Origin of the sequence: Arthrobacter sp. StoSoilB19, assembly GCF_019977275.1 — a bacterium.
Classification (GTDB): domain Bacteria; phylum Actinomycetota; class Actinomycetes; order Actinomycetales; family Micrococcaceae; genus Arthrobacter.
On the sequence record NZ_AP024650.1, the window covers coordinates 600,474 to 623,335 of the forward strand.

General features: G+C 67.4%; 19 protein-coding genes. 6 read left to right on the top strand and 13 right to left on the bottom strand.

All coding sequences use genetic code 11. The features are described 5' to 3' along the window. Positions 1-36: 36 nt before the first annotated feature. Positions 37-2,205 carry a glycogen debranching N-terminal domain-containing protein gene (locus LDO86_RS02940; RefSeq protein WP_018771872.1) on the top strand — a complete coding sequence of 723 codons (2,169 nt, stop codon included), beginning with the start codon at positions 37-39 and terminating at the stop codon, positions 2,203-2,205. A 31-nt stretch (positions 2,206-2,236) separates the two neighbouring features. Here LDO86_RS02940 and LDO86_RS02945 read toward each other — a convergent pair whose 3' ends face one another. Together LDO86_RS02945 and LDO86_RS02950 are read right to left on the bottom strand one after the other, a co-directional pair. After that, complete coding sequence (locus LDO86_RS02945) at positions 2,237-2,770, bottom strand: GNAT family N-acetyltransferase (protein WP_018771873.1); 534 nt, start codon at positions 2,768-2,770, stop codon at positions 2,237-2,239. 14 nt (positions 2,771-2,784) lie between these two features. Next, positions 2,785-3,744 carry a D-2-hydroxyacid dehydrogenase family protein gene (locus tag LDO86_RS02950; protein ID WP_018771874.1) on the bottom strand — a complete coding sequence of 320 codons (960 nt, stop codon included), beginning with the start codon at positions 3,742-3,744 and terminating at the stop codon, positions 2,785-2,787. A 130-nt stretch (positions 3,745-3,874) separates the two neighbouring features. Here LDO86_RS02950 and LDO86_RS02955 point away from each other — a divergent pair, with 130 nt between their 5' ends. Then, complete coding sequence (locus LDO86_RS02955) at positions 3,875-5,068, top strand: MFS transporter (protein ID WP_018771875.1); 1,194 nt, start codon at positions 3,875-3,877, stop codon at positions 5,066-5,068. A 204-nt stretch (positions 5,069-5,272) separates the two neighbouring features. Here LDO86_RS02955 and aceB read toward each other — a convergent pair whose 3' ends face one another. Together aceB and aceA are read right to left on the bottom strand one after the other, a co-directional pair. Continuing rightward, on the bottom strand, positions 5,273-6,925 hold the full coding sequence (aceB, locus tag LDO86_RS02960) for a malate synthase A (protein ID WP_224084265.1): 1,653 nt from the start codon (positions 6,923-6,925) through the stop codon (positions 5,273-5,275). A 217-nt stretch (positions 6,926-7,142) separates the two neighbouring features. Continuing rightward, entirely contained in the window at positions 7,143-8,459 is a 1,317-nt protein-coding gene (gene aceA / locus LDO86_RS02965; RefSeq protein WP_018770809.1) for an isocitrate lyase, read from the bottom strand. A gap of 149 nt (positions 8,460-8,608) precedes the next feature. On the opposite strand from aceA, the gene LDO86_RS02970 reads away from it, so the two are divergent. Further along, on the top strand, positions 8,609-10,120 hold the full coding sequence (locus tag LDO86_RS02970; RefSeq protein WP_018770811.1) for a helix-turn-helix transcriptional regulator: 1,512 nt from the start codon (positions 8,609-8,611) through the stop codon (positions 10,118-10,120). A gap of 109 nt (positions 10,121-10,229) precedes the next feature. On the opposite strand, the gene LDO86_RS02975 is transcribed toward LDO86_RS02970, so the two are convergent. From LDO86_RS02975 to LDO86_RS02985, 3 genes are read right to left on the bottom strand one after another with little or no spacing between them, the layout of a single operon-like run. Next, positions 10,230-11,243 (bottom strand): TAXI family TRAP transporter solute-binding subunit, encoded by a 1,014-nt coding sequence (locus tag LDO86_RS02975; protein ID WP_224084266.1) that lies wholly within the window; start codon positions 11,241-11,243, stop codon positions 10,230-10,232. Continuing rightward, complete coding sequence (locus LDO86_RS02980; RefSeq protein ID WP_018770813.1) at positions 11,236-12,687, bottom strand: HAMP domain-containing sensor histidine kinase; 1,452 nt, start codon at positions 12,685-12,687, stop codon at positions 11,236-11,238. Before LDO86_RS02980 ends, LDO86_RS02975 begins: the two co-directional genes overlap by 8 nt. Further along, the gene (locus tag LDO86_RS02985; RefSeq protein ID WP_026266003.1) at positions 12,684-13,355 is read right to left on the bottom strand and encodes a response regulator transcription factor; all 672 of its coding nucleotides are present in this window, start codon (positions 13,353-13,355) and stop codon (positions 12,684-12,686) included. Before LDO86_RS02985 ends, LDO86_RS02980 begins: the two co-directional genes overlap by 4 nt. 231 nt (positions 13,356-13,586) lie before the next feature. On the opposite strand from LDO86_RS02985, the gene LDO86_RS02990 reads away from it, so the two are divergent. Both LDO86_RS02990 and LDO86_RS02995 read left to right on the top strand, forming a co-directional pair. Beyond that, positions 13,587-14,978, top strand: coding sequence for an MFS transporter (locus LDO86_RS02990; protein ID WP_018770815.1), 1,392 nt, complete (start codon positions 13,587-13,589; stop codon positions 14,976-14,978). Positions 14,979-15,140: 162 nt separating this feature from the next. Then, the gene (locus tag LDO86_RS02995) at positions 15,141-16,889 is read left to right on the top strand and encodes a pyruvate dehydrogenase (RefSeq protein WP_018770816.1); all 1,749 of its coding nucleotides are present in this window, start codon (positions 15,141-15,143) and stop codon (positions 16,887-16,889) included. A 93-nt stretch (positions 16,890-16,982) separates the two neighbouring features. On the opposite strand, the gene LDO86_RS03000 is transcribed toward LDO86_RS02995, so the two are convergent. From LDO86_RS03000 to LDO86_RS03015, 4 genes are all read right to left on the bottom strand, one after another. Next, entirely contained in the window at positions 16,983-17,840 is an 858-nt protein-coding gene (locus LDO86_RS03000; protein ID WP_018770817.1) for a hydroxymethylpyrimidine/phosphomethylpyrimidine kinase, read from the bottom strand. A 71-nt stretch (positions 17,841-17,911) separates the two neighbouring features. After that, positions 17,912-18,322, bottom strand: a complete 411-nt coding sequence (locus LDO86_RS03005; RefSeq protein WP_018770818.1) for a hypothetical protein — start codon at positions 18,320-18,322, stop codon at positions 17,912-17,914. Beyond that, complete coding sequence (locus tag LDO86_RS03010; protein WP_018770819.1) at positions 18,319-19,230, bottom strand: TIGR01777 family oxidoreductase; 912 nt, start codon at positions 19,228-19,230, stop codon at positions 18,319-18,321. The genes LDO86_RS03005 and LDO86_RS03010 overlap by 4 nt, the downstream gene beginning before the upstream one ends. 22 nt (positions 19,231-19,252) lie before the next feature. Beyond that, positions 19,253-19,909, bottom strand: coding sequence for a TetR family transcriptional regulator (locus LDO86_RS03015; protein ID WP_018770820.1), 657 nt, complete (start codon positions 19,907-19,909; stop codon positions 19,253-19,255). A gap of 196 nt (positions 19,910-20,105) precedes the next feature. On the opposite strand from LDO86_RS03015, the gene LDO86_RS03020 reads away from it, so the two are divergent. Further along, positions 20,106-20,867 carry a queuosine precursor transporter gene (locus LDO86_RS03020; RefSeq protein ID WP_224084267.1) on the top strand — a complete coding sequence of 254 codons (762 nt, stop codon included), beginning with the start codon at positions 20,106-20,108 and terminating at the stop codon, positions 20,865-20,867. A gap of 126 nt (positions 20,868-20,993) precedes the next feature. Here LDO86_RS03020 and LDO86_RS03025 read toward each other — a convergent pair whose 3' ends face one another. Together LDO86_RS03025 and LDO86_RS03030 are read right to left on the bottom strand one after the other, a co-directional pair. Then, the gene (locus LDO86_RS03025) at positions 20,994-21,932 is read right to left on the bottom strand and encodes a type IV toxin-antitoxin system AbiEi family antitoxin domain-containing protein (RefSeq protein WP_018770822.1); all 939 of its coding nucleotides are present in this window, start codon (positions 21,930-21,932) and stop codon (positions 20,994-20,996) included. Between the two features lie 167 nt (positions 21,933-22,099). After that, positions 22,100-22,849: a dienelactone hydrolase family protein gene (locus LDO86_RS03030; RefSeq protein WP_018770823.1), complete on the bottom strand. Its 750-nt coding sequence runs from the start codon at positions 22,847-22,849 to the stop codon at positions 22,100-22,102. Positions 22,850-22,862 lie beyond the last annotated feature (13 nt).

The window sequence follows — 22,862 nt, forward strand, 5'->3', positions numbered from 1 at the left end:
TCCCCGGCAGCAAATCGCCTGAGAAGGGAGTCCTTCATGACCGCCTGGAACGAAGACAACGAGGCCTCCGGGTCGGACGTCGGCGCCGTCACCGTCCTGGAGGGTTCTTCGTTTTGCATATCGGCCGGAACCGGTGACATCAGCCCAGACGCCGGCACGAACGGCGCGTTCTTCCAGGACACCCGGATCATCTCCCGCTGGGTGCTGCGTATCAACGGCTCGATGCGGGAGCCGCTGTCTGCCCAGCGGCCGCATCCGTTCGAGGCCACGTTCGTTGGCCGTGCCGCGTGGCCCGGGGGCAGGTTCGACAGCCCGTTGGTGGTCCGTCAGGTCCGCCACATCGGGCCCGGCCTGCAGGATGACATCAGCCTGGAGAATTACGCGGCGGAGCCTGTTGAGTGCGACATCGAACTCCTCGTGGATGCGGATCAGGCCGATCTCTTCGACGTTAAGGGCGGGCGGACCACCGGCCCGGACGATACAACGCGCACCGTGGTGGATGGAAAGCTCATCATCGAGGCATCACGGCATGGCCAGCAGCGGGGCTCCGCCATCGGGGCACGGGGTGCAGACGTGGACACAGACGGGTTGCGTTTTCACATCACCGTCCCTGCCCGGGGCAAATGGGCCACCAGCGTGATTGTGGTGCCGCTGGTGAACGGGGAGGCGCCGGAAAAGCCCTTCAAGGAAGGGCAGCTTCCGCACCACCGGGAAGGTGTGCGGCGGCATCTGGCCTGGGAAGAGAACGTCCCGCGGATCAGCGTCGAGGACGCAAGCTTCCAGAACGTGCTCAACCGGAGCCAGAGCGATCTTGGTGCCCTGCGGATCTTCGACGCCCATCACCCCGACCGCGCCGCCGTAGCCGCAGGTGCGCCCTGGTTCATGGCGTTGTTCGGACGGGATTCGCTGCTGACTTCCTACATGAGCCTGATGGTCAACCCGAACCTTGCGCTGGGCACGCTGCAGACCCTGGCCGGGATCCAGGGGAAGAAGGTTGACCCGGATTCAGAGGAGGAACCCGGCCGCATACCGCACGAGGTCAGGCTTGGTGTCACCGCCGGCCTGTCGTTGGGCGGCACCGCGTATTACGGCACCGTCGACGCAACCCCCCTGTTCGTCTCCACCCTGGGCGAGTTGAGCCGGTGGGGGCTCTCCCGGGATGCGATCCAGCCCTTGCTGGCGCACGCGGACCGGGCCCTGGAATGGATCGAAAAGTACGGCGACCGCGACGGCGACGGCTTTGTGGAATACCTTCGTCCCAACGACCATGGCCTGGTGAACCAGGGCTGGAAGGACTCCTGGGACGGGATCAACTTCGCGGATGGGACCATCGCGGAGGCGCCGATCGCCCTCTGCGAGGTCCAGGCTTATGTGTACTCCGCCTACCTGGGCAGGTCCTTGCTGGCCCACTGGAGCGGCGATTCGGGGCTGGAACAGCATTGGGCCGGAAAGGCGGCAGCTTTCAAGGAGGAGTTCAACAAGAAGTTCTGGCTGCCGGACAAGGGGTACTTCGCGGTGGCACTGGACAAGGACAAGCGGCATGTTGATGCGCTGACCTCCAACATTGGCCATTGCCTATGGACGGGGGTGGTGGACGAGGACAAAGCCACGTCCGTCATGGAGAACCTGATGTCCCCGCAGATGTTCACGGGCTGGGGCATCCGCACGCTGGCGTCGGACATGGGCGCCTACAACCCCGTCAGCTACCACAACGGCTCGGTGTGGCCACACGATACCGCGCTGGTGGCCACCGGGCTGATGCGCTACGGATTCGTGGACGAAGCCAGGCGGGTGGCCTTGGGCATCCTCGACGCTGCCGAGCACTTTGACGGCCGGCTGCCGGAACTGTTCTGCGGCTTTGACCGCGGCGAATTTCCCGGCCCCGTTCCGTATCCCACCGCTTGCTCACCGCAAGCCTGGGCTGCGGCCGCGCCGGTGCAGCTCGCCCGGATCCTGCTCCGGTTCGACCCCGTCTTCACCCGCGGGGTGGTGCACCTGGCACCGATCCTGCCGGAGTCCGTGGGTTCGTTCCGGGCGGAAAACGTCCTGCTGGACAGCAGCCGGGTGACCATCAGCGCCGCCGGATCCACCGGAACCATCGACGGTCTCCCGCCGGGGCTGAAACTCCTGGACGAACCGCGTCCGCCGCTGGCCTACCCGGTGGAAAGGGTGGGCGCCGGCGCGAACGCCAGCAGGCTGCACTGACAGCGGCGCTGCCAATCAAGGACCTGGACCGCTACGGCAGTGCGCGCTCCAGCACGAAATCATGCTCCACTGTGCTGCCCAGCCGGAAGGATTTGGTACCCACCCTCCGGAAGCCGGACTTTTCATAGAAGCGGATGGCGCGGGCATTCTGGCTGTTGACACCCAGCCATGCCCCGGCGCCGCCGGTCCCTGCAGCAGCCGCCAGGCTGGCATGCATGAGTTCGGCGGCGGCGCCCAGTCCGTGGTAGTCCGGGTGGACGTAGCATTTGCTGATTTCCACGGACGGCAGCAGGGTCAGGACGGACGCCACATCCGGATCCGCGGCTGGCCGGTCCACCAGCAGGCAGTAGCCGTTGAGCCGGCCGTCCGCGTCGATGACCAGGATGGTGGTGTCCGGGTCCGCGAGGTATCCCTTGAAGTGTTCCTCGCTGAGCGTGTTGGCCAGGTGCGCGGCGATGTCGGCAGGTGACGACGACGGCGGGCAGGCCAGCGGAAAGGTGACGGAAGCCAGGGCGGCGAGCGGGCCGGCGTCGTCCGTTGTTGCCCTGCGGATGGTGTGGGTCATGCGTTTCTTCCAGGTCAGGCGGTGAGGGTCCGGATGGGGGCGCCGGCGAGCCAGGCGGTGATGTCCTCAAGGGCGCCGCCGTAGAACAGCCGGTAGCTTTCCTGGGTGACGTAGCCCAGGTGGGGGGAGAGCACGGTGTTCGGCGCGGCCAGGAGCGGATGGCCGGCCTGAAGGGGCTCCTGGTCGAAGACGTCCAGGGCGGCGCCGCGGATCCACCCCTGGTTCAGCGCCGTGACCAGCGCGTCCTGGTCAACCAGCGGGCCGCGGGCGGTGTTCACCAGGATGCCGTCCGGGCCCAGCAGCCGCAGCTCGGCCTCGCCCACGGTGTTCTCGGACCGCGGGGAGAGCCGCAGGTGGAGGGTGGCGACGTCGGCTGCCGTGAAGAGCTCCTCCTTGGACACCAGCCGGGCGCCGGCCTGTGCGGCGTCCTCAGCCGTGAGGTTCTGGCTCCAGGCCACCACGTCCATGCCGAACGCCTGCCCGTAGGCGGCCACCCGCCGGCCGATCTTCCCCAGACCCACGATGCCCAGGGTTTTGCCGGCGAGCTCCACCCCCACCGTCGACTGCCAGGTACCCGCCCGGAGCGAGTTTTCCTCCGCCGGCAGGTGCCGGGCGATAGCCAGCAGCAGGGCCCAGGTCAGTTCCGGCGCAGCGGAGGGCGAACCCGGCGTACCGCACACCGTCACCCCGTGGTCAGCAGCTGCCGCCAGGTCGATGGAGGCGTTCGCCATCCCGGTGGTGACCAGCAGCTCAAGCGCCGGCAGTTTTTCGAACACCTCACGGGGGAAGGCCGTCCGTTCGCGCATCGCGATGACCATGGTGGTGTCTGCCAGCGCCGACACCAGCGCATCCGGGGATGTGAAGGGCTCCCGGTAGGACGTCACGGTGACACCCTTCGCCTCCAGGGCCGCGAAGTCGGCGAAGCCGTGGGCCACGTCCTGGTAGTCGTCGAGGATGGCAAGGCGGTGCGTCATGGCTGTCCTTCGCGGTGTCCTACGTCCTTGGGTCACGTTCATCGTATGGCAGGGTGCCTAAAACTCCCGTCACGCCGGGCATGATAGCAATGGGAGTGATGAATCCACGCCCATTCCCGATTTTGCCCCTGTGAGCGGCCACGTCCTCTCCCGCGTCCCGAAGAGCTGGGTCCTGCTGGCCTGCATCGGCCTGCTGGCGCTGAACCTCCGCGGCCCCTTCGTCGCCGTCGCGCCCCTGGTGGACCCCATGCAGGCGGAACTGCACTTTTCGCCGGTACTGCTGGGACTGCTCACCAGCATTCCGGTGCTCTGCTTCTCGCTCGCGGCTCCGCTGGCGTCGCTGGCCGCCCGGAAATTCGGGGCCGAGTTCGCGGTCACGCTGACCATCCTGGGCGTACTGGCCGGCGTGCTGGTGCGCTCCGCCGGGGGCCCGGTGCTGGTGGTGGCCGGCACCGTGGTCATCGGGTTGGCCATCACCGTGGGGAACATCGCGGTGCCGCTGATCATCCGCCGTGATTTTGCGCCGCGCCGGCAGGGGACAGCGATGGGAATCTACACCGCCGCCCTGAATATCGGGTCCTTCCTGACCTCGGTGGCCATGGCCCCGCTGGCGGCCGTGACGGGGTGGAGGCTGGCCCTGGCCGCCGTCGCCGTCCTGGCAGTCGCCGCGGTGGTGGTGTGGGTCCTGGCCGTGGGACCGCGGACGGCGTTCCTGGTATCGGGGGACGACGGCGGGGACGCGCCGCTGCCCCGGGCGGCCGGTTCGGGCTGGACCACCTTCGGCCTCACGGCCGGCTTCGGCGGCCAGGCGTTCTCCTACTACGGCGTCACGGCATGGTTGCCCAGCTACCTCCACGACGAGCTCGCCATGTCGACGTCCGAGGCGGGCGCCGCGTCCTCGATCTTCCAGATCCTGGCCATCGTGGGCGGCCTCGGCGTGCCCTTCGCGGCCAAATACATGAGTACGACGGCGGTGGCGGTCACCCTGGGTACGTTGTGGCTGGCGGTTCCCCTCGGGCTGCTTTTGCTGCCTGAGCTCTGGTGGCTGTGGTCCACGTCCGGCGGCATTGCGCAGGGCGGCGGCATTACCCTGATCTTCATCGCCATCATCAAGCTGGCACGCGACCAGGCTTCCGCCGGCCGGATGTCCGCCACCGTCCAGGGCCTGGGCTACTGCCTCGCCGCAGTGGCCCCGCCGCTGGTGGGCTTCGTCCACGACAGCTCGGGATCATGGACTCCCGCACTGCTGGTCATCCTGGTGTCGGTACTGGCCTTCTTCGTCAGCACTACCCTGTCTGTGCGGAAGGTGCCGAAAGGGCGCTGAGGCGGGCGTCCGCCGTCGAACGTTCCGCCACTCAAACGCCCGCCCACTTTCTTTGGGAAAGCGGGCGGGCGTCTTGGTTTTCCCACACAAGTGAGCGGGGTGTGGCGGTTGCTCCGTCGCCGGGCCGGCGCCCCGGATTTCGGGGGGCCTGTTGCGGAGGGCGTGCCGGCCCGGCGGACGGAAGTGTGTGGTGCTGGTCCCTGGCTAGGCTGCGGCCAGCTCCTCGACGGTGGCCTTTTCGCGGGCCTCGGTGAGGTAGCGGGCGTAGGCGGGGAGGGTGAGGAAGGACGGGAACTCACGGGCCAGCGTTACTTCTTCGAAGATGTCCCGGGCGTCCTCGAAGCGGTCGCCGTCGAAGCGCTCCAGCCGGGCGAATTCCTCGTCCAGGAGTTCCTCCACCCATTCGTGGCTGATGATCTCGCCGTGGTCCGTGATGGCCCGGGCGTAGATCCACTGCCAGAGCTGGGACCGGGAGATCTCGGCGGTGGCGGCGTCCTCCATCAGGTTGTGGATGGCCACCGCGCCGTTGCCGCGCAGCCAGGACTCGATGTAGCGGATGCCCACTTCGATGTTGTTCCGGATGCCCTGTTCGGTGATGGTGCCGGTGGTGGCGGCCACATTAATCAGGGCGCGGTCATCGGGGGTGACGTCCTCGCGGAGCCGGTCCAGCTGGTTGGGCTTGTTGCCCAGGACGCCGTCGAACACTTCGCGGCAGACGGGCACCAGGTCCGGGTGGGCTACCCAGGAACCGTCGAAGCCGTCGTTGGCCTCGCGGGTCTTGTCCGCACGGACCTTTTCGAGGGCGTTGGCGTTGGCTTCCGGGTCCTTGCGGTTGGGAACGGCCGCGGCCATGCCGCCAATGGCCATGGCGCCGCGCTTGTGGCAGGCCCTGACCAGCTGTTCGGTGTAGGCGCGCATGAACGGCTGCGTCATGGTGACCTGGCCGCGGTCCGGGAGGACGAAACGGGGGCCGCGGGTGCGGAAGTTCTTGATCAGGGAGAAGATGTAGTCCCAGCGGCCGGCGTTCAGGCCCGAGGCGTGGTCGCGCAGTTCGTAGAGGATTTCCTCCATTTCGAAGGCCGCGGTGATGGTTTCGATGAGCACCGTGGCGCGGATGGTGCCCTGCGGGATGCCGAGCAGGTCCTGGGCCAGGATGAAGATGTCGTTCCAGAGCCGGGCTTCGAGGTGGTTCTCGATCTTGGGCAGGTAGAAGTACGGGCCCTTGCCCTGGGCCAGGAGACGGCGGGCGTTGTGGAAGAAGAACAGGCCGAAGTCCACGATGCCGCCGGCGATGGGCTGGCCGTCGATGAGCATGTGCTTTTCCGGCAGGTGCCAGCCGCGGGGGCGGACCACGATGGTGGGCAGGTCACCGGCGGGGCGGAGCTTGTATTCCTTGCCTTCTTCGCTGGTGAAGTCGATCCGGCGTTCCAGGGCGTCGGTGAGGTTCAGCTGGCCCTTGATGACGTTCCGCCAGGTGGGGGTGGAGGCGTCCTCCATGTCCGCGAGCCACACCTTCGCGCCCGAGTTCAGGGCGTTGATGGTCATCTTCTTGTCCACCGGGCCGGTGATCTCCACACGGCGGTCCTCCAGCCCGGGTGCCGGGGGAGCCACCCGCCAGGACGGATCATTCCGGATCTCCTCGGTCTCCCGCAGGAAGCGGGGGTCCGCCCCGGCGGCAATGTCGGCCCGCCGTGCCCGCCGTGCCTGCAGCAGCTCCTGCCGCCGCTCAGCGGTGGCCCGGTGCAGCTTGGCAACGAACGAGAGGGCGTCCGGAGTCAGCACCTCGTCCTGCCGGCAAATGGGCTGGGCGGTCAAGGTAACGCCATTGATCGTGAAGCTGTCAGTAAAGCTGTTCATCTCAGTCTCCTTAAAGACGAAAGGGAAGTTCGACGGCGGGTAGCAGCAGGGTGGCGACTGAGGCACGAGGCCGAGGAGCCGGTGTCGCGGCAGCCTGCGTAAAAGGGGCCCTGCGTCCGGCCTCGGCGAGTTCTACGAGCCCAAGGCCGGACGTGGGGAATAGCAGGCAGAGCGATGCCGGTCCGAAGGCCGGACGGAAGCGCCGCCGTCGTAAGCGTTAGTGGAACTGGCCCTCTTCGGTCGATCCGACCAGGGCGAGGGTGGAGGCGTTGGGGTTGAGCGCCGTGGAGATGGTGTCGAAGTAGCCGGTGCCGACTTCGCGCTGGTGCTTGGTGGCGGTGTAGCCGCGGGATTCGGAGGCGAATTCCTTTTCCTGGAGCTCGACGTAGGCGCTCATGCCTTCACGGGCGTAGCCGTGGGCGAGGTCGAACATCGAGTAGTTCAGGGCGTGGAAGCCGGCCAGGGTGATGAACTGGAAGGTGAAGCCCATGGCGCCGAGTTCGCGCTGGAACTTGGCGATGGTGGCATCGTCCAGGTGCTTGCGCCAGTTGAAGGACGGCGAGCAGTTGTAGGAGAGCATCTGGTCCGGGAACTCGGCCTTGACGGATTCGGCGAACTTGCGGGCCAGTTCCAGGTCCGGGGTGCCCGTCTCCATCCAGATGAGGTCGGAGTACGGGGCGTAGGCCTTGGCGCGGGCAATGCAGGGTTCGATCCCGTTGCGGACCTTGTAGAAGCCCTCGGCGGTGCGCTCGCCGGTGATGAATTCCTGGTCGCGTTCGTCGACGTCGGAGGTGATCAGGGTGGCTGCCTCGGCGTCGGTGCGGGCAATGACGACCGTGGGGGTGCCGGCGACGTCGGCTGCCAGGCGGGCGGCGTTCAGGGTGCGGACGTGCTGCTGGGTTGGGATCAGCACCTTGCCGCCGAGGTGGCCGCACTTCTTCTCCGAGGCGAGCTGGTCCTCCCAGTGAACGCCGGCCGCGCCGGCCTGGATCATGGATTTCATGAGTTCGTAGGCGTTCAGCGGGCCGCCGAAGCCGGCCTCGGCGTCGGCGACGATCGGCACCATCCAGTCCTCGACGGTCTGGATGCCCTCGGAGAACTCGATCTGGTCCGCCCGGAGCAGGGCGTTGTTGATGCGGCGGACCACCGTGGGAACGGAGTTGGCCGGGTAGAGCGACTGGTCCGGGTAGGTGTGGCCGGAGTTGTTGGCGTCGGCCGCCACCTGCCAGCCGGAGAGGTAGATGGCGCGCAGGCCTGCCTTGACCTGCTGCACGGCCTGGTTGCCCGTCAGGGCACCGAGGGCGTTGGTGTATCCGCCGGTCTTGTGCTCCTCGGTGAGCTGCTTCCACAGCTTCTCCGAACCACGGCGGGCCAGGGTGTGCTCTTCGGAGACACGTCCCCGGAGACGGACGACGTCGGAGGCTGAGTAGTCCCGGGTCACACCTTCCCAGCGGGGGTTGGCGGCCCACTCGAGCTCCAGGGCGGCGGCCTGCTGTTCGGGCGTCTGCTGGGTGGGCTCAAATGCTGCAGTCATCGTTGATCTCCTTGATTGAGCTCCGGATGGGGTAGGTGGGAACCGCGCCGTTGCGGTTCCCACCGGCTTTTCCGGTGCGGTGTTTCTTTCCGTAGTAACTACTTTTCAGCACTTCCAACCCCCTTTCTAGAGAAGAAGGGTGGAAAGAAATGCACTTCTTCACGTATTCTTCAGAAATGTCACCTTCAAGCTGGAACAGGGACGTTTCCCAGCCGTCGTCCACCGCCGCCCCGGAACTGGACGTCATTGCCCTGGGTCGCCGCGTCCGCCATCTGCGCAAACAAGCCAGGCTCACGCTCGATGACCTGAGCGCCGCCGTCGGCACCGCTCCCAGCCAGCTCAGCCTGATCGAAAACGGCAAGCGTGAACCCAAGCTGACCCTGCTCCAGCACCTCGCGGGGGCGCTCAATGTCACCATCGACCAGCTGCTGGGGGCCGAGCCGCCCAGCCGCCGCGCCGCCCTGGAAATCGAGCTGGAACGGTACCAGCGCGGTCCGCTTTATGAATCCCTGGACCTGCCGAAAATCCGCATCAGTTCGCGGCTGCCGCTGGATGTGCTGGAGGCCCAGGTGGGGCTGCTGCATGAGCTCGAACGGAAGATGAACGAGCAGGTGGCCACCCCCGAGGAAGCCCGCCGCGCCAACGGGGAACTGCGGGCCATGATGCGGGAACGTGGGAACTACTTTCCGGAGTACGAAGCCGAGGCCCAGAAGGTCCTCAAGGAGGTGGGCTACACCACCGGTCCGCTGAGCCAGCACGTCATCGCAGACATCGCCGCGCACCTCGGTTTCACCCTGCACCACGTGGGTGATTTGCCGCATTCCACCCGCTCGGTGACGGATTTGAAGAACCGCAGAATTTACCTGACCCAGAGCCAGCGGCAGGACCACGACCCCCGCTCCGTGCTGCTCCAGGCTCTTGGCCACTACGTCCTGGGCCACGAAACGCCCCGGAACTACGGCGACTTCCTGGCCCAGCGGGTGGCCACCAACTATTTCGCCGCGGCCCTGCTCCTGCCCGAGCAGGCCACCGTGGAATTTCTGCAAAAAGCCAAGGCGGCCAAGGAAATCGCCGTCGAGGACATCCGGGACGCGTTCGCTGTGTCCTACGAGACCGCCGCGCACCGGTTCACCAACCTGGCCACCAAGCACCTGGGCATCACCACGCATTTCCAGAAGACACACCAGAGCGGCATCATTTACAAGGCGTATGAGAACGACGGCGTGAACTTCCCCCAGGACCATACCGGCGCCATTGAGGGCCAGCCGTCGTGCAAGGCCTGGACGTCACGTGCGGTGTTCGACGTGCCGGACAAGTTCAGCGCGTACAGCCAATACACGGATACGCCGTCCGGGACCTACTGGTGCACCGCCCGTACCGAGCGCTCGGCCGCCGGGGAGTTCTCCCTGAGCATCGGGGTCCCGTACCAGCACGTGAAGTGGTTCCGCGGCCGGGAGACCACCGCGCGGGCCACATCCAACTGCCCGGATCCCACCTGCTGCAAGCGGCCACCAGCCGAACTGGCCACGCAGTGGGCCGGCAACGCGTGGCCCTCAGCGCGGGCGCACTCGCACCTGCTCGCCGCCATGCCTCCGGGAGCCTTCCCGGGCGTGGACGAAACCGAGGTGTACAGCTTCCTGCAGGCCCACTCGGGGAGCTGAACAACGCCCGCTCACTTCTGGCAGCTTGTCGCTGAACGCCCGCTCACTTTCTTGGCCAAAGTGAGCGGGCGTCGCCGTAAGTGCTGCCAAATGTGAGCGGGCGTTTTGGTTAGCCGTGCAGCGCCCGGTACGCGTCCGCCGCGGCCGGGTGCAGGGGGACCCCGGCGGTGTTGATGAGGCTCTCGGCGCTGAGGAACTGCACGCCCAGGCTGGACTGGGGGATCAGCTCGGCGGCCGAATGCACCAGCAGCTGCACCGTCCGCTCCACGGTGGCATTGTCCAGGTCCCGGCGGCACAGGAGCAGGTTGGGAGCGCCCACCGTCCACACCGCCGGCACTCCGGGATAGCTGCCCTCCGGGATGAGCACGCGGTCGTAGATGCCGCCGTACCGCCGCCGCAGTTCCGGCAGCAGGCCGGACAGGTCCAGAAGGCCCAGGGCCACCTCCTGCTGTGCCGCGGCGATGGCGGCAGTGGGAACGCCACCGGACCAGAACAGGGCGTCGACGGCCCCTGCCTTGAGGGCGGCGATGCCGTCATTCAGGCCAAGGTTTTCGACGGCGGCGCTTCCGGCTGGCGGCGCAGCGGCACCTGCCGAGGTACCCAGCCCCGCCGCTTCGAACAACCGGGGCGTGGTCAGCGACGTGCCGGAGCCGGGCTGGCCCACGGCGACCCGGCGTCCTGCCAACCCGGAAATTTCCCGGATGCCGCTGTCCTTCCGCACCACGCAGTGGACATAGTTTTCATACACTTTGCCGACCGCGGCGATCCCGGCGGCGTCAGCGCCCGGCTCCTGGTTCGCAGCATCCGCCAGGGCCACAGCAAACGCTGCCCGTCCCGCCCGCAGTTCCGCGATGTTGTCCAGGCTTCCCCCGGTGGTCACGGCCCTGGCGTGCTGCGCCAATCCGTGGCGTTCCAGGGCAGCGGCCAGCAGGGTTGCGAACTCAAGGTAGAAACCGCCCGGTTCGCCGCCCGCCACAATGAGGCTCTCCGGCCGGTCCCCGCCGGTGCAGGCACTGAGCGCAGGCGGCAGGCATGCGGAGAGTCCGACGGCGAGGGCTGACTTGAGCACGGAACGCCGCCGCGGGTGGGCGGCAGCACCGCCCGGGGCGCCAGGTTCACGCACGGGCACCATCCCTGCCGGACCCAACTGCCAGCTGGGCCGCCGATGGGGTGGGGAACCGGATCCGGGCCGCGAGACCGTGGGGGGCCGCTTCGGCCAGCACCAGCCGGGCCCCGTTCGCGGCGGCAAGCTCGCCCACAATGGTCATGCCCAGTCCGGTCCCCGGAACCGAAGAGTGCCTCGGAGACCGCCAAAACCTGGTGGCAGCCGAGGCGCGCTCGGACTCCGAAAGCCCCGGCCCGTCGTCGGAAATCTCCACCACCACCGCGTCCTTTTCCGTCCGCACGGCAGCGGTGACGGTGGCACCCGGGGCGTACTTGATGGCGTTGTTGAGCAGTTCGCCAGCCATCTGCGCCAGTTCTGCCGGGTGGCAGGCAACCAGTGCCGCCGGCTGCGGCGCCGCGGCAAGGACCAGCCGGCAACCGGCCTGCTCCGCCAGCGGTGCTGCCCGCTCCAGCTCCCCCTGGAGGATGGGAAACGGGTCCACGGGCTGGGCGGCCGCATGGTCTGCGGGAGTGCCGGACGCCCGCAGGTACCCTTCGGATGCCCTGTGCTCCGCGGCGGCGAGCTTCAGGACCCCGTCCAGGATCTCCTCCACCCGCTCAAGCTCCGTCAGGGCGCGCTCGGCGGCGTCGTGCTCGCGGGCGGTCTTCAGCTCGAGCTGGAGCAGGTCCAGCCGCAGCCGGAGTGCCCCCACTGGGTTCCGCAGCTGGTGCGACGCGTCCGCAATCAGCTGCCGCTGGGCCGCCATGCTGGCGCTCACGGTCCGTGCCATCGCCGTGAAGGACCGGCTCAGTTCCCGCAGTTCGGGCGGTCCGTCGTCCGGTAGGCGCCCGGCCCGCCCGGTCCGCTCCAGCTCGTGTACCGCTGAGTCCAGCCGCAGGACGGGCCGCAGCACCCAGCCGGTGACCCGCGCGGCGCCCACCAACAGCACGGCGGCCAAGGCAAGCGCAGCGATACCCACCGCGAGCCACCGCTCCCGGAGCTTTTGCTGCGCCGTGCCGGCGCGGACGTCAAGGACCACGGCGCCCAGGACCTGGCTGGCACTGCCGAAGGGCCTGAAGATGACGCGGGAACTGGAACCGAAGGGCTCCAGCGGTTCCAGGGATGTGTTGCTCACGTTCAGCCGGGCAAGGGACAGGGCATCCTGCACGTCGGACCGCCCTGCATCCAGGCCGCCGGACGCCAGGATGTCCTGCTGGACCCGTACTACGATTCCTTCCCCGTAAAGCCCGGAATAGGTGTCCATCTCCCGCTGCAGCCGCACGGTGTCGCCGTCGCCTGCGGCATCAAAAGCGACCTGCGCCAGCCGGTTCAGGGACGCCGCCCGGTTGATCTGGAGTTCCTGCGTCAGCTCGCGGGAGGCAGACCCCAGGATGGTCCCCGAAATCAGGAAGACCACCACCAGGCAGAGCACGCTGAGGACGCCCAGCACCCGGAGCCTCATGCGCCGGCCGCCTCCACCCGGTAGCCCACCCCGCGGACATTGATGATGAAACCGGGTTTCTGCAGTTTTGCCCGCAGCCCGGTGAGGTGCACGTCCAGGGACCGGGAAGAGGCCAGGAACGCATCGCCCCACAGGGCGTCCAGGATCTGCTCACGCGTGACCACAGAGCCGGCATGCCGTGCCAGCAGTGCGAGGAGTTCGAATTCGGTGGCCGTGAGGGGGAGCGGGTCACCGCCCTTGGATGCGGTGCGCCTGTTGAGGTCGATGGCAAGGTCGTCCAGGACAATAACGTCCTCCTGTGGTGTCCCGCGGCTCCGTCCCGCCCGCCGCGTCACGGCTTCAATCCGGGCCAGCAGCTCCACCAGCTTCACGGGCTTGACCAGGTAGTCGTCGGCGCCGGAGCGGAGCCCGAGCACCACGCTGCGTTCGTCGTCGCGGGCGGTCAGGATCAGGATGGGCACGTCGGTGACCTGCCGCAGCTTGCGCAGCACCTCCAGCCCGTCCATGTCCGGAAGCCCCAGGTCCAGGAGGATCACCTGGAAGTTCCGGTGCGAGAGCAGCGCGTCCGCACCCCGGGACAGCCGCTGCGGGTGATGGCCGGCGCTTTCGACGGCGGCGGTCAGGGCACCGGCCATGGCGTCGTCGTCCTCGACGATCAGCACGTCCATGGCCATCTTCCTTGCTGTAGTGCGGGGTCCGGTTCACCCCCGCTTGGTGAGATTACCGCGTGCCGGCCCGATTTGCCCGGCTGCAGCGGGGAGAACAGCGGAGCCGGGCGCCGAATCCTAAGGAAGTGTTAGGAAATGCCCCACGACGTTGGTTGTGCGGTGGATCACCCATACCGTGGATGAGGCCCTCCGCTGCCGGAGGCCGCCGTCACTACAAGGAGGAACTCGCCGATGAGCACCCAACAGACCGCACCCCCATCGGAGGCAGCCCAGACCCGACGGGCCGTGGGCAATATCCTGAAGGGCTCCGCCGGCAACCTTGTGGAATGGTACGACCTCTACGTCTACACCGTCTTCGCCGCCTACTTCCAGGCCCACTTCTTCAACTCCAAGGACGAGCTCCAGGCCGGCCTCGAAGCGATGGCCGTGTTCTCGACGTCGTTCCTCATGCGCCCCATCGGCGCCTGGTTCTTCGGCCGGTACGCGGACCGCAAGGGCCGCAAGGCGGCGCTCACGCTCAGCGTCACCATGATGTCCGCCGGTTCATTCGCGATCGCGGTGCTGCCGACGCAGGACGTGATCGGCCTGTGGGCCATGATCCTGCTGGTGCTCATCAGGGTGATCCAGGGCTTCTCGGTGGGCGGTGAATACGGCACCAGCGCCACCTACATGTCAGAGGCGGCCACCACTAAGCGGCGCGGATTCTTCTCCAGCTTCCAGTACGTCACCCTGATCGGTGGCCAGATGCTGGCCCTGCTGGTCCTGGTGATCCTGCAGAACGCCATGCCCAAGGGCGACCTGAACGAGTGGGGCTGGCGGATCCCCTTTGCCATCGGCGGCGTGGCGGCCCTTATCGTCCTGTGGCTGCGCCGCTCCATGGAGGAGACCGTCTCCGCCGAACAGATCAACGCCGCAAAGACTCCCGCCGTGGCCGGCCAGGCCCAGCCGGGCACCATGAAGCTGCTGTTCACCGGCTACTGGAAGCCGCTGCTGGTCTGCATTGGCATCACCCTTGGCGGCACCGTGGCCTTCTACACCTACACCAACTTCATCCTGAAGTTCATGAACGATACGTCCGGCATCGCCAAGACCGACACCTCCGTGATCAACTTCTGGGCCCTGTTCATCTTCATGCTGCTGCAGCCCGTCTACGGCATCATCTCGGACAAGGTGGGCCGCAAGCCCCTGCTGCTCTGGTTCGGCATCACCGGTGTGCTGTTCACCTGGCCGCTGCTGTCCACGCTCGCCGGCACCAAGGATCCGTTCACCGCGTTCCTGCTGATGATGGGCGGCCTGCTGATCGTGGGCGGCTACACCTCCATCAATGCCCTGGTGAAGGCCGAGCTCTTCCCGGCCTCCATCCGTGCCCTGGGCGTGGGCCTGGGCTACGCGATCGCCAACTCCCTCTTCGGCGGAACCGTGCCGCTGATCGGTGCCGCCTTCCAGAAGTCCGGACGGGAGGACCTGTTCTTCACCTACGTCACAGTGGCGGTGGCCATCTCGCTGGTGGTCTACATCTTCGCCCTGAAAAACAAGAAGGCCACGCACCTCGACGCCGAACAGGGCCACGCATGGGCATCCAACGCGACCGACGGCGAAGAGCGCGTGGGTGCCGGACGGTAGCCTTTAGCGGCACCCAGGGGCCAGCTCCCCAAGGAGGCGTACGACGGCGGCTGCCCGGCCGCCGTCGTACGTCTCCTCTGCATGCCCGTCAGGTGCCAGCCCAGGTGGGCGGACTATATTGGGCCATGTCAGCCACCACCACAAACGCGGGAGTCTGCACCCATGGCCAAGGAACTTGCCACCCAGCTCATCGAACAACTCCAGGCTGCCGGCGTGCAGCGGATCTACGGGATTGTGGGTGACAGCCTCAACCCGATCGTGGACGCCGTCCGCCAGACGGGTGGCGCCGCGAAGGGCGGCATTGACTGGATCCACGTCCGCCATGAGGAAGCGGCCGCCTTTGCCGCGGCTGCAGAGGCGCAACTCACTGGCAAGCTCGCAGTCTGCGCCGGCTCCTGCGGCCCCGGGAACCTGCACCTGATCAACGGCCTCTACGACGCCAACCGGTCCGGCGCGCCGGTGCTGGCCATCGCCTCGCACATTCCCAGCAAGCAGATAGGCAGCAGCTTCTTCCAGGAGACCCACCCGGACCGGCTGTTCAACGAGTGCTCGGTGTATTCGGAGCTGGTCAGCACCGCGGAGCAGGCGCCCCGCGTGATGCACAGCGCCATCCAGCACGCGCTGGGACTCGGCGGAGTCGCCGTCGTGACCCTTCCAGGTGACATCGCCGGCCTGGAAGCCACAGGCCCCACGCCGCTCCCGGCCACCTTCCGGCCGGCCAGCCTGGTCCCGGACCCGGCCAGCGTCCAGGCCCTCGCGGACGCCATCAACGACGCCGGCAAGGTGGCCATTTTCGCCGGCGCCGGCGTGGAGGGGGCGCACAGCGAGCTGATGGCGCTCGCCGAACTGGCCAAGGCGCCGGTGGGGCACTCGCTCCGCGGCAAGGACTTTGTCCAGTACAACAACCCGTTCGATATCGGCATGACCGGTTTGCTGGGCTACGGTGCCGCGGCGGAGGGGATCGAGGACGCGGACCTGCTGATCCTCCTCGGCACGGATTTCCCGTATGACCAGTTCCTGCCCGACACCAGGACCGCGCAGGTGGACCGGGCGGCGCACCGGCTGGGCCGCCGGACGGACGTGGACATCGCCGTCCACGGCGACGTGCTCCCCACCCTGCGCGCACTGCTGCCGCTGGTGAAGGCGAAGAAGAGCCGCCGGTTCCTGGACCAGATGCTCAAGAAGCACGACCGGCTGATGAACAAGGCGGTGGGCGCCTACACCCGCAAAGTGGAGAAGAAGCAGCCCATCCACCCGGAGTACGCGGCCTCGCTGCTGGACCAGGTGGCGGCGGAGGACGCCATTTTCACGGCCGATACCGGCATGTGCAACGTCTGGACCGCGCGCTACATCAACCCGCTGGGCACCCGCCGGCTGATCGGGTCCTTCTTGCATGGCTCCATGGCCAACGCCCTCCCGCATGCCATCGGGGCCCAGCTGGCCAACCCGGGCCGCCAGGTCATCTCGGTTTCGGGTGACGGCGGGCTGTCCATGCTGCTGGGCGAGCTGATCACCGCGGCCGCGTACAAGCTGCCAGTCAACGTGGTGCTGTTCAATAACTCCACCCTGGGCATGGTCAAGCTGGAGATGCTGGTGGACGGGCTGCCCGACTTCGGCGTGGACGTGCCGGACGCCAACTATGCGGCCGTGGCCAAAGCCCTGGGCTTCCATGCCGTGCGGGTGACCGATCCTGCGCAGATCGAGTCGGCGTACCGGGAGGCCTTCGCCCACCCGGGCCCGTCACTGGTGGAGCTGATCACCGATCCCAAGGCGCTGTCCATCCCGCCGAAGATTTCCGGTTCCCAGGTGATCGGGTTCGCTACGGCCATGTCCAAGGTGGTCCTGAACCGAGGGGCGGGCGAGGCCGTGAGCATGGCCCGCAGCAACCTGCGCAACATCCCCCGGCGCTAGCCACACGTCGAGCTCGCCGGGAACTGCCGGGTTCGCCGCAAAATCCCGGCGATCTCGAGGGTTTCCGGCGAACCCGGCGCGGGGAGATCGGTTCTACCGGGCGCCGCCCTGCCAGAGGGCGTCGAACGGGGCGCCGGAGGCAACACGGTTGCGGATGCCGGCGGTGACGAAGTCCTTTGCGGTCCGTGCAGCCTCCAGCGGGCTGGCGCCCTTGGCCAGCTCCGCGGTCACGGCCGCGGCGAGTGAGCAGCCGGCACCGGAGACGGCAACTTCGCCCACCTTCGGGGCGGTGAGGACTTCCAGGGTTTCGCCGTCGTAGAAGACGTCGACGGCGTCCGGGCCGTCCAGCCGAACCCCGCCCTTGGCAAGAACTGCCGCGCCGCTGAGTTCGTGGATGCGGACGGCGGCGGCCTTCAACGACTCGATGTCGGTGATTTCCAGGCCGGACAGGGACTCCGCCTCGAAGTGGTTGGGCGTGACGAACGTTGCCAGCGGCAGGATCTGCGCCTTCAGGGCCTGGTCCGTGTCCAGCGCGTGCCCGGGCTCCTGGCCCTTGCAGATCAGCACCGGGTCCAGGACCACGTTGGCGAAGCTGTTCTCCTGCAGGGCAGACGCCACCGTGCTGATGGTCGCGGGGCTGCCCAGCATGCCGATCTTCACGGTGTCCAGGGCGGAAGGGGCGCCCGACGCCGGACCGTACGCCGCCGTCGTCGCCTCCAGTTGGTCGGCGATCACCTGTTGGTCCACCGGCACGAAGCGGTGGTTCCAGCTGTCCTTGGGGTCGAAGGACACGATGCAGGTCAGGTTGGCGATGCCGAAGACGCCCAGTTCCTGGAAGGTCTTCAGGTCCGCCTGCGCGCCGGCGCCGCCGGTGGCTTCGGAGCCGGCGATAGTGAGGACGACGGCGGGGCCGGCGGCGGACAGCGTTGCGTCAGGGGTAGCGGAAGTCATGCACCCATCCTGCCACCCGCCGTCGGACGCTTTCCATGTGGTGCCGTACAGGGCGCCGGGACGTCATATGGTCAGGGTTCCAGCGGTGGGCCGGGCTTCTGCGCAGCCACGGGTTCCCGCGCGGGCGCGTCATGGATTGTGACGAGGCCGGACACAGCTGCCCGCCCCAGCGCCGCGCAGCACCCCGTCCATAGGACCATGCCCCACATCGCGGACCAGTGGCTGCCTGTGATGAACATGAGCGTAAGCATCCCGGTTGCCAGCCCTGCCACGCCGACGGCCAGGACGTGCAGCAGCTGGTTGCGGACGGTCCGCATGCAAATCCCGGCAGCCAGCGCCAGGGGCATTCCCAGAAGCAGTGCGGCGAGCGTTCCGTAGAGATAGCCGGGGACCCCCAGTGGGAACCCGAAGACCAGGACCGTAAGGCCCGCGCCGGGAAGGAACGCGCCAGGACCGAAGGTGACGCGGAGCGGGCGGCTCATTCCCGGCCCTTGGCGATCTGGAGCAGTGCCCGGCCCAGCTCCGGCTGGCTGTAGACGAAGCCCGCGTCGAGGAGTTTCTGCGGCTGGACCCACCTGCTTTTGAGCACAAGCTCGGTTTCGGTGCGGATCAGGACGGCCCCTGCACGGAGGAGCCACGCAGGGGTGGGGAGCCCGAAGCGGGCGCCGTAGGCGCGCCGCACCAGGCGCATCATTTCCCGGTTGCTCACCACGTCCGGCGACGCCACATTAACGGGTCCGGTGACGTCGGTCCGCATATGCAGGAAGCGGATGCTGCGGTACAGGTCCTCCACGTGGATCCAGCTGAACTTCTGCCTGCCGTCGCCCATGTGGCCGCCCAGGCCCAGCCGCGCCAGGTTGGCGAACGGCGCCAGCGCGCCGCCGCCGCGGCCCAGCACGGTGGCGATCCGCAGCGGGATCTTCCGGGTGGCCGGCGTGGTGGCCGCCGCGAGGGCGGCCTCCCACGCTTTGGCCACGTCCACGGAGAACCCGGAGCCAAGCTCGCCGTCGGTTTCAGGCTGGGGGTGGTCTCTGGCATCGCGGTAGATGGTGCCGGTGCTGGCATTCAACCAGGTCGACGGCGGCTCCGGGCATTGTGCGATGGCACGCCCGAGCGCCTGGGTGGTGGCCACGCGCGAGTCCATGATGATCGCCTTGTTCCGCCGGTTGTAGCGGCAGGAGACGGACCGTCCGGCGAGGTTCACCACCAGCCCGGCGCCGTTGAGCACCCGCACCATGCCGGCGTCGTCATCCCATCCGGCTGCGGCGCTGCCCGTTCCCTTGCGTCCAATGGTGCGCACGGTCCATCCGTCTTCCTGGAAGCGCCGGCGAAGGTACGTGCCGATGAAGCCGGAAGCCCCCGCCACCACAACGGTCTTTGTGCAGCCCATCTTTTCCCCCAATGTTTCTTCTCTAATCGCGGATGCTGCGGCCCAGGTCCAGGACGTCGTCCAACACCTTGCTGACTCCCGGGATGCGGGCCAGAGCGAGACCGCGGGCAATGAGTGGGGCCGCGCCGTCCACCAGCCTCCTGGTCCGCCTCTGGCTCTCCGAGGCGTCATAGACCCAGAAGAGGGTGATGCCCATGTAGCAGAGCCACAGCAGCTCCGGCAGGTCGGTCCGCAGTTTCTTCGGTACGCCGGGCCGGGCCCCATCCACAGTGCGCCTGAAGATGTCCAGGGAGGCCTCGCGCGCAGGCGTGGACCGTGCTGAGAAGGGGTTCACCGGTGATGTTGGCCGGATTGCGGTGGCAACGAAGTCCGCACCGAACCGGTGGTAAGGGGCCATGACGTCAAGGCCGGCATGCAGCGTGGCCTTCAGGCGCTCAGTCAGGGAAGCGGTCCCGTCCAACGCTTCCGAGGCCCGCGCCGCGTGCTCTGCCTGCACCTGGATGTACAGCTCGTGGACCAGGTCATCCTTGGACGCGAAGTAGTAATAGGCGTTGCCGACGGAGACGCCTGCCCCGGCGGCGATGGCGCGCATGGTGGTCTTCTCGAACCCGATATCTCGGAACATGCGCAGCGCCGTGTCCGCCACCAGCTGCCTGGTCTGTTCGCTCTTCGCTGCCATCGGCATCCCCATTCTTTGAACATGTTCAAAAGCAGTGTGCCACAATAGTTGAACAGGTTCAAAAACTGTCCGTGCTAATCAAACCTTCTCCTTGGGGAGCTTTGCCACGCGGCCCGGTGCGAGAATGGCACGAGTGCTAATACAACCGGCCGCCCAGTACGGCAGGCCGGCCCACCACTCCTGAACGGATCCCTCGATGACCTCCGCCCCCGGCCACAGTGCCCTGCCCCAAACCGTCCAACCCACTGCCGCAGGTCCCGCCGCCAGATTCGCGGAAATCGGTTCGCCCTACTTCGGGATCATGCTGGCAGCCATGGCAGTGGTGCTGATCCTGTCAAACATCGGAGCGTCCAAGGGGGTGGCATTCGGCCCCATCGTCACCGACGGCGGCTTCTTCCTCTTCCCGCTGGCTTACATCCTCGGCGACGTGATCAGTGAGGTCTACGGCTTCAAGGTGGCCCGCAAAGCCATTTTCACCACATTTGCGCTGTCCGTCTTCGCTTCCCTCTGCTACTGGGTAGTCATTGCGCTCCCCGGATTCGACGACGAGTACGGTGCCGCCAAGCAGTCCGCCCTGGAAGGGGCGCTTGGCCCCGTGCCACAAATCGTCCTGGCCTCCCTGCTGGCATTCCTGGCGGGGCAGACCATCAATTCCTGGATCCTGGTCCGGATGAAGGCCCGCACCGGGGAGAAGTCCCTATGGGCGCGGCTCATGGGATCCTCGGGCGCCGGGGAGTTTGTGGACACGCTGATCTTCTGCAGCATCGCCGCACCCGTCATCGGCATCGCCGACCCCGGCAGCTTCGTGAACTACGTGCTGGTGGGTTTCGTCTACAAGACCGTGGTGGAGTTCCTCTTCGTCCCCGTGACCTCGCTGGTCATCAACTGGGTCAAGCGTCGCGAGCCCAGTTACGGCGTCGCGGGCCACGCCGCGGAAGCGGTGACAAACGCCGCATAGCTGCCGCCCGGCGTCGTACGTTCCAACTGCTGATCGCGTGGGATCGCCGGAAAGCTGCCGGATCGCCGGAAATTACCGGCGGCCTGGTCCCGTTCCGGCGATTTGGCGCTCCGGCCGGCGGCGTGGCTACCGCCCAAGCGCAGCAAGGACACGGGCTTTGAACTCATGTTCACGGAAAAGGTCGGCCCATGTCAGGCGAAGGAAAGTCCAGCCATTCTCGGTGAGGGCCTTCTCCCGCTGCCGCTCCTGAAACAGCACCTCAGCCGTTGGCCCATAGTCGAAGTACTTCGTTTTCCCGTCGAATTCGAGTGCCACCTTCTTATCCTTCCAGGCGAAATCCAGCCGGTACCGGCCAGCACGTGTTGCCACCAACACTTGAGGCTCCGGCAGGGGAAGTCTCAGCCGCGTCAGGAGTTCGCGGGTTAGTGTTTCACCAGCTGACTCCGAACGTGGATCAGCGTGGGTAAGGGCGCGCCGGAGGGTCCGGACCCCGCGGCGTCCCTCCAGGCCCTCGGCCATGCTTTTCAGGAGGGCTTTGTCGGCCCCAAGCCGGAGGGCGTGATCGGTGAGCACCAGGGCCTGCCGGTAACCCAGCATCATGGCGCAATCCACTACCGTCCGCTCCAGCGAGGTCGCTTTGAGGCCGCCGAGGGTTACCACCTCCGACGCTGTCCACGGCCGGGTATGGCCCCGGACATCCTTGCCGAGCCGCTCGCTGGAAGGGTTCCCCGGCAGCAGAAGGTGGATCGTGTCATCGACTGCCCACAAGTGCAGACCGTGCAGCCGGGCGGCAGAGGTATGGCTGTACACATAGCCGCCCGCAGACCTGGTCAGCGTCCCGTGCGCGTGGGCGCGAATCAACTGCTTGCTGCGGACGGGACTCGTCTGCTTCTCCCACAGCTCAGCGCGGATGTAGCAGCCGTGGCGAAGACGTACCAGCTTCCCGTGGAGGACCAATGCCTTGATGGCCCGGGAATTGAGGCCCCTCTCGTGCAACTGCCCCGTCCGCCACAGGTTGCCGGTGCTCGGAAGGGAGGGGAGGCGGACTGGCGGCTGGGGTGTCATCCCGACAGGATCCTGCCGCTGCGACAGTTCAGGAAGGCGCCGCCGTCGTCATGTGGAAAACCTGCCAGGACCGTCCTGCCTCCCGGGGTCGCCGGAACCCGTCCGGCTCGCCGCAACGTTCCGGCGATCCGGCAGCTTTCCGGCGAGTTCGACGGCGGCCGGCCGGGTCAGCCCTTCAGTGTCCCGTCCAGGAGGGCACGCAGCTCACGGAAATGGCGTTCGGTGGCATCAGGGTGGAAGGCCGACGTGTCCGCCATCGTGTACCCGTGGGGCGCCCCTTCATAGATGACGTTGGACGCCTCGAGCCCCGCAGCCTGGAGCGCCTTGCCCAGCCGGGCGACGGCGTCGGGAGCCATGCTCCGGTCATGGTCCGCGTGGCCGAACACGAACCGGGCCCGCGCCTTCCCGAGCCCAAGGTGCGGGCTGTCCGGCTCGTCAGTGGCCAGTCCGCCGGCGTGGAAGCCGCCGCAGGCAGCCACCACTTCAGGGTGGGAGGTGGTGGTGCGCACAGCCAGCCGGGCGCCCATGCAGTAGCCCACGGTGCCGATGGGGCCGGGGGCGACGCCGTCCAGTGCCGCCAGCGCCGAAATCCACGCGTCGATGTCCGGCAGCGCCTTGTCAGGAGTCAGGCGGCCAATCCGCGGGAAGGCGGCCCTGCCCGCCGCTTCCCGGCCTTGCTGGGTGGTCATGTCCGTGGCGGGGGCGAGTTCGGCGGCCGTTCCGTCCCGGTAGAAAACGTTGGGGGCCAGCACCACATAGCCCCAGTCGGCGATGCGCTGGGCCATCTCCTGGATGCGGGGGCGCAGGCCGAAGGCGTCCATGTAAAGGATGACGCCGGGAAAAGGACCGGTTCCGGTGGACGGGCGGGCCACCAAGGCCTCTGCAGTACCTTCCGCGGCAGGGATATGAATGAGCATCCGGCCAGCCTAG

Bases quoted from the DNA above. Each gene is read 5' to 3' on its own strand.
- LDO86_RS02940 (WP_018771872.1), top strand. From the start codon at position 37: ATGACCGCCTGGAACGAAGACAACGAGGCCTCCGGGTCGGACGTCGGC.
- LDO86_RS02945 (WP_018771873.1), bottom strand. From the start codon at position 2,770: ATGACCCACACCATCCGCAGGGCAACAACGGACGACGCCGGCCCGCTC.
- LDO86_RS02950 (WP_018771874.1), bottom strand. From the start codon at position 3,744: ATGACGCACCGCCTTGCCATCCTCGACGACTACCAGGACGTGGCCCAC.
- aceB (WP_224084265.1), bottom strand. From the start codon at position 6,925: ATGAACAGCTTTACTGACAGCTTCACGATCAATGGCGTTACCTTGACC.
- aceA (WP_018770809.1), bottom strand. From the start codon at position 8,459: ATGACTGCAGCATTTGAGCCCACCCAGCAGACGCCCGAACAGCAGGCC.
- LDO86_RS02970 (WP_018770811.1), top strand. From the start codon at position 8,609: ATGCACTTCTTCACGTATTCTTCAGAAATGTCACCTTCAAGCTGGAAC.
- LDO86_RS02980 (WP_018770813.1), bottom strand. From the start codon at position 12,687: ATGAGGCTCCGGGTGCTGGGCGTCCTCAGCGTGCTCTGCCTGGTGGTG.
- LDO86_RS02985 (WP_026266003.1), bottom strand. From the start codon at position 13,355: ATGGACGTGCTGATCGTCGAGGACGACGACGCCATGGCCGGTGCCCTG.
- LDO86_RS02990 (WP_018770815.1), top strand. From the start codon at position 13,587: ATGAGCACCCAACAGACCGCACCCCCATCGGAGGCAGCCCAGACCCGA.
- LDO86_RS02995 (WP_018770816.1), top strand. From the start codon at position 15,141: ATGGCCAAGGAACTTGCCACCCAGCTCATCGAACAACTCCAGGCTGCC.
- LDO86_RS03000 (WP_018770817.1), bottom strand. From the start codon at position 17,840: ATGACTTCCGCTACCCCTGACGCAACGCTGTCCGCCGCCGGCCCCGCC.
- LDO86_RS03005 (WP_018770818.1), bottom strand. From the start codon at position 18,322: ATGAGCCGCCCGCTCCGCGTCACCTTCGGTCCTGGCGCGTTCCTTCCC.
- LDO86_RS03010 (WP_018770819.1), bottom strand. From the start codon at position 19,230: ATGGGCTGCACAAAGACCGTTGTGGTGGCGGGGGCTTCCGGCTTCATC.
- LDO86_RS03015 (WP_018770820.1), bottom strand. From the start codon at position 19,909: ATGGCAGCGAAGAGCGAACAGACCAGGCAGCTGGTGGCGGACACGGCG.
- LDO86_RS03020 (WP_224084267.1), top strand. From the start codon at position 20,106: ATGACCTCCGCCCCCGGCCACAGTGCCCTGCCCCAAACCGTCCAACCC.
- LDO86_RS03025 (WP_018770822.1), bottom strand. From the start codon at position 21,932: ATGACACCCCAGCCGCCAGTCCGCCTCCCCTCCCTTCCGAGCACCGGC.
- LDO86_RS03030 (WP_018770823.1), bottom strand. From the start codon at position 22,849: ATGCTCATTCATATCCCTGCCGCGGAAGGTACTGCAGAGGCCTTGGTG.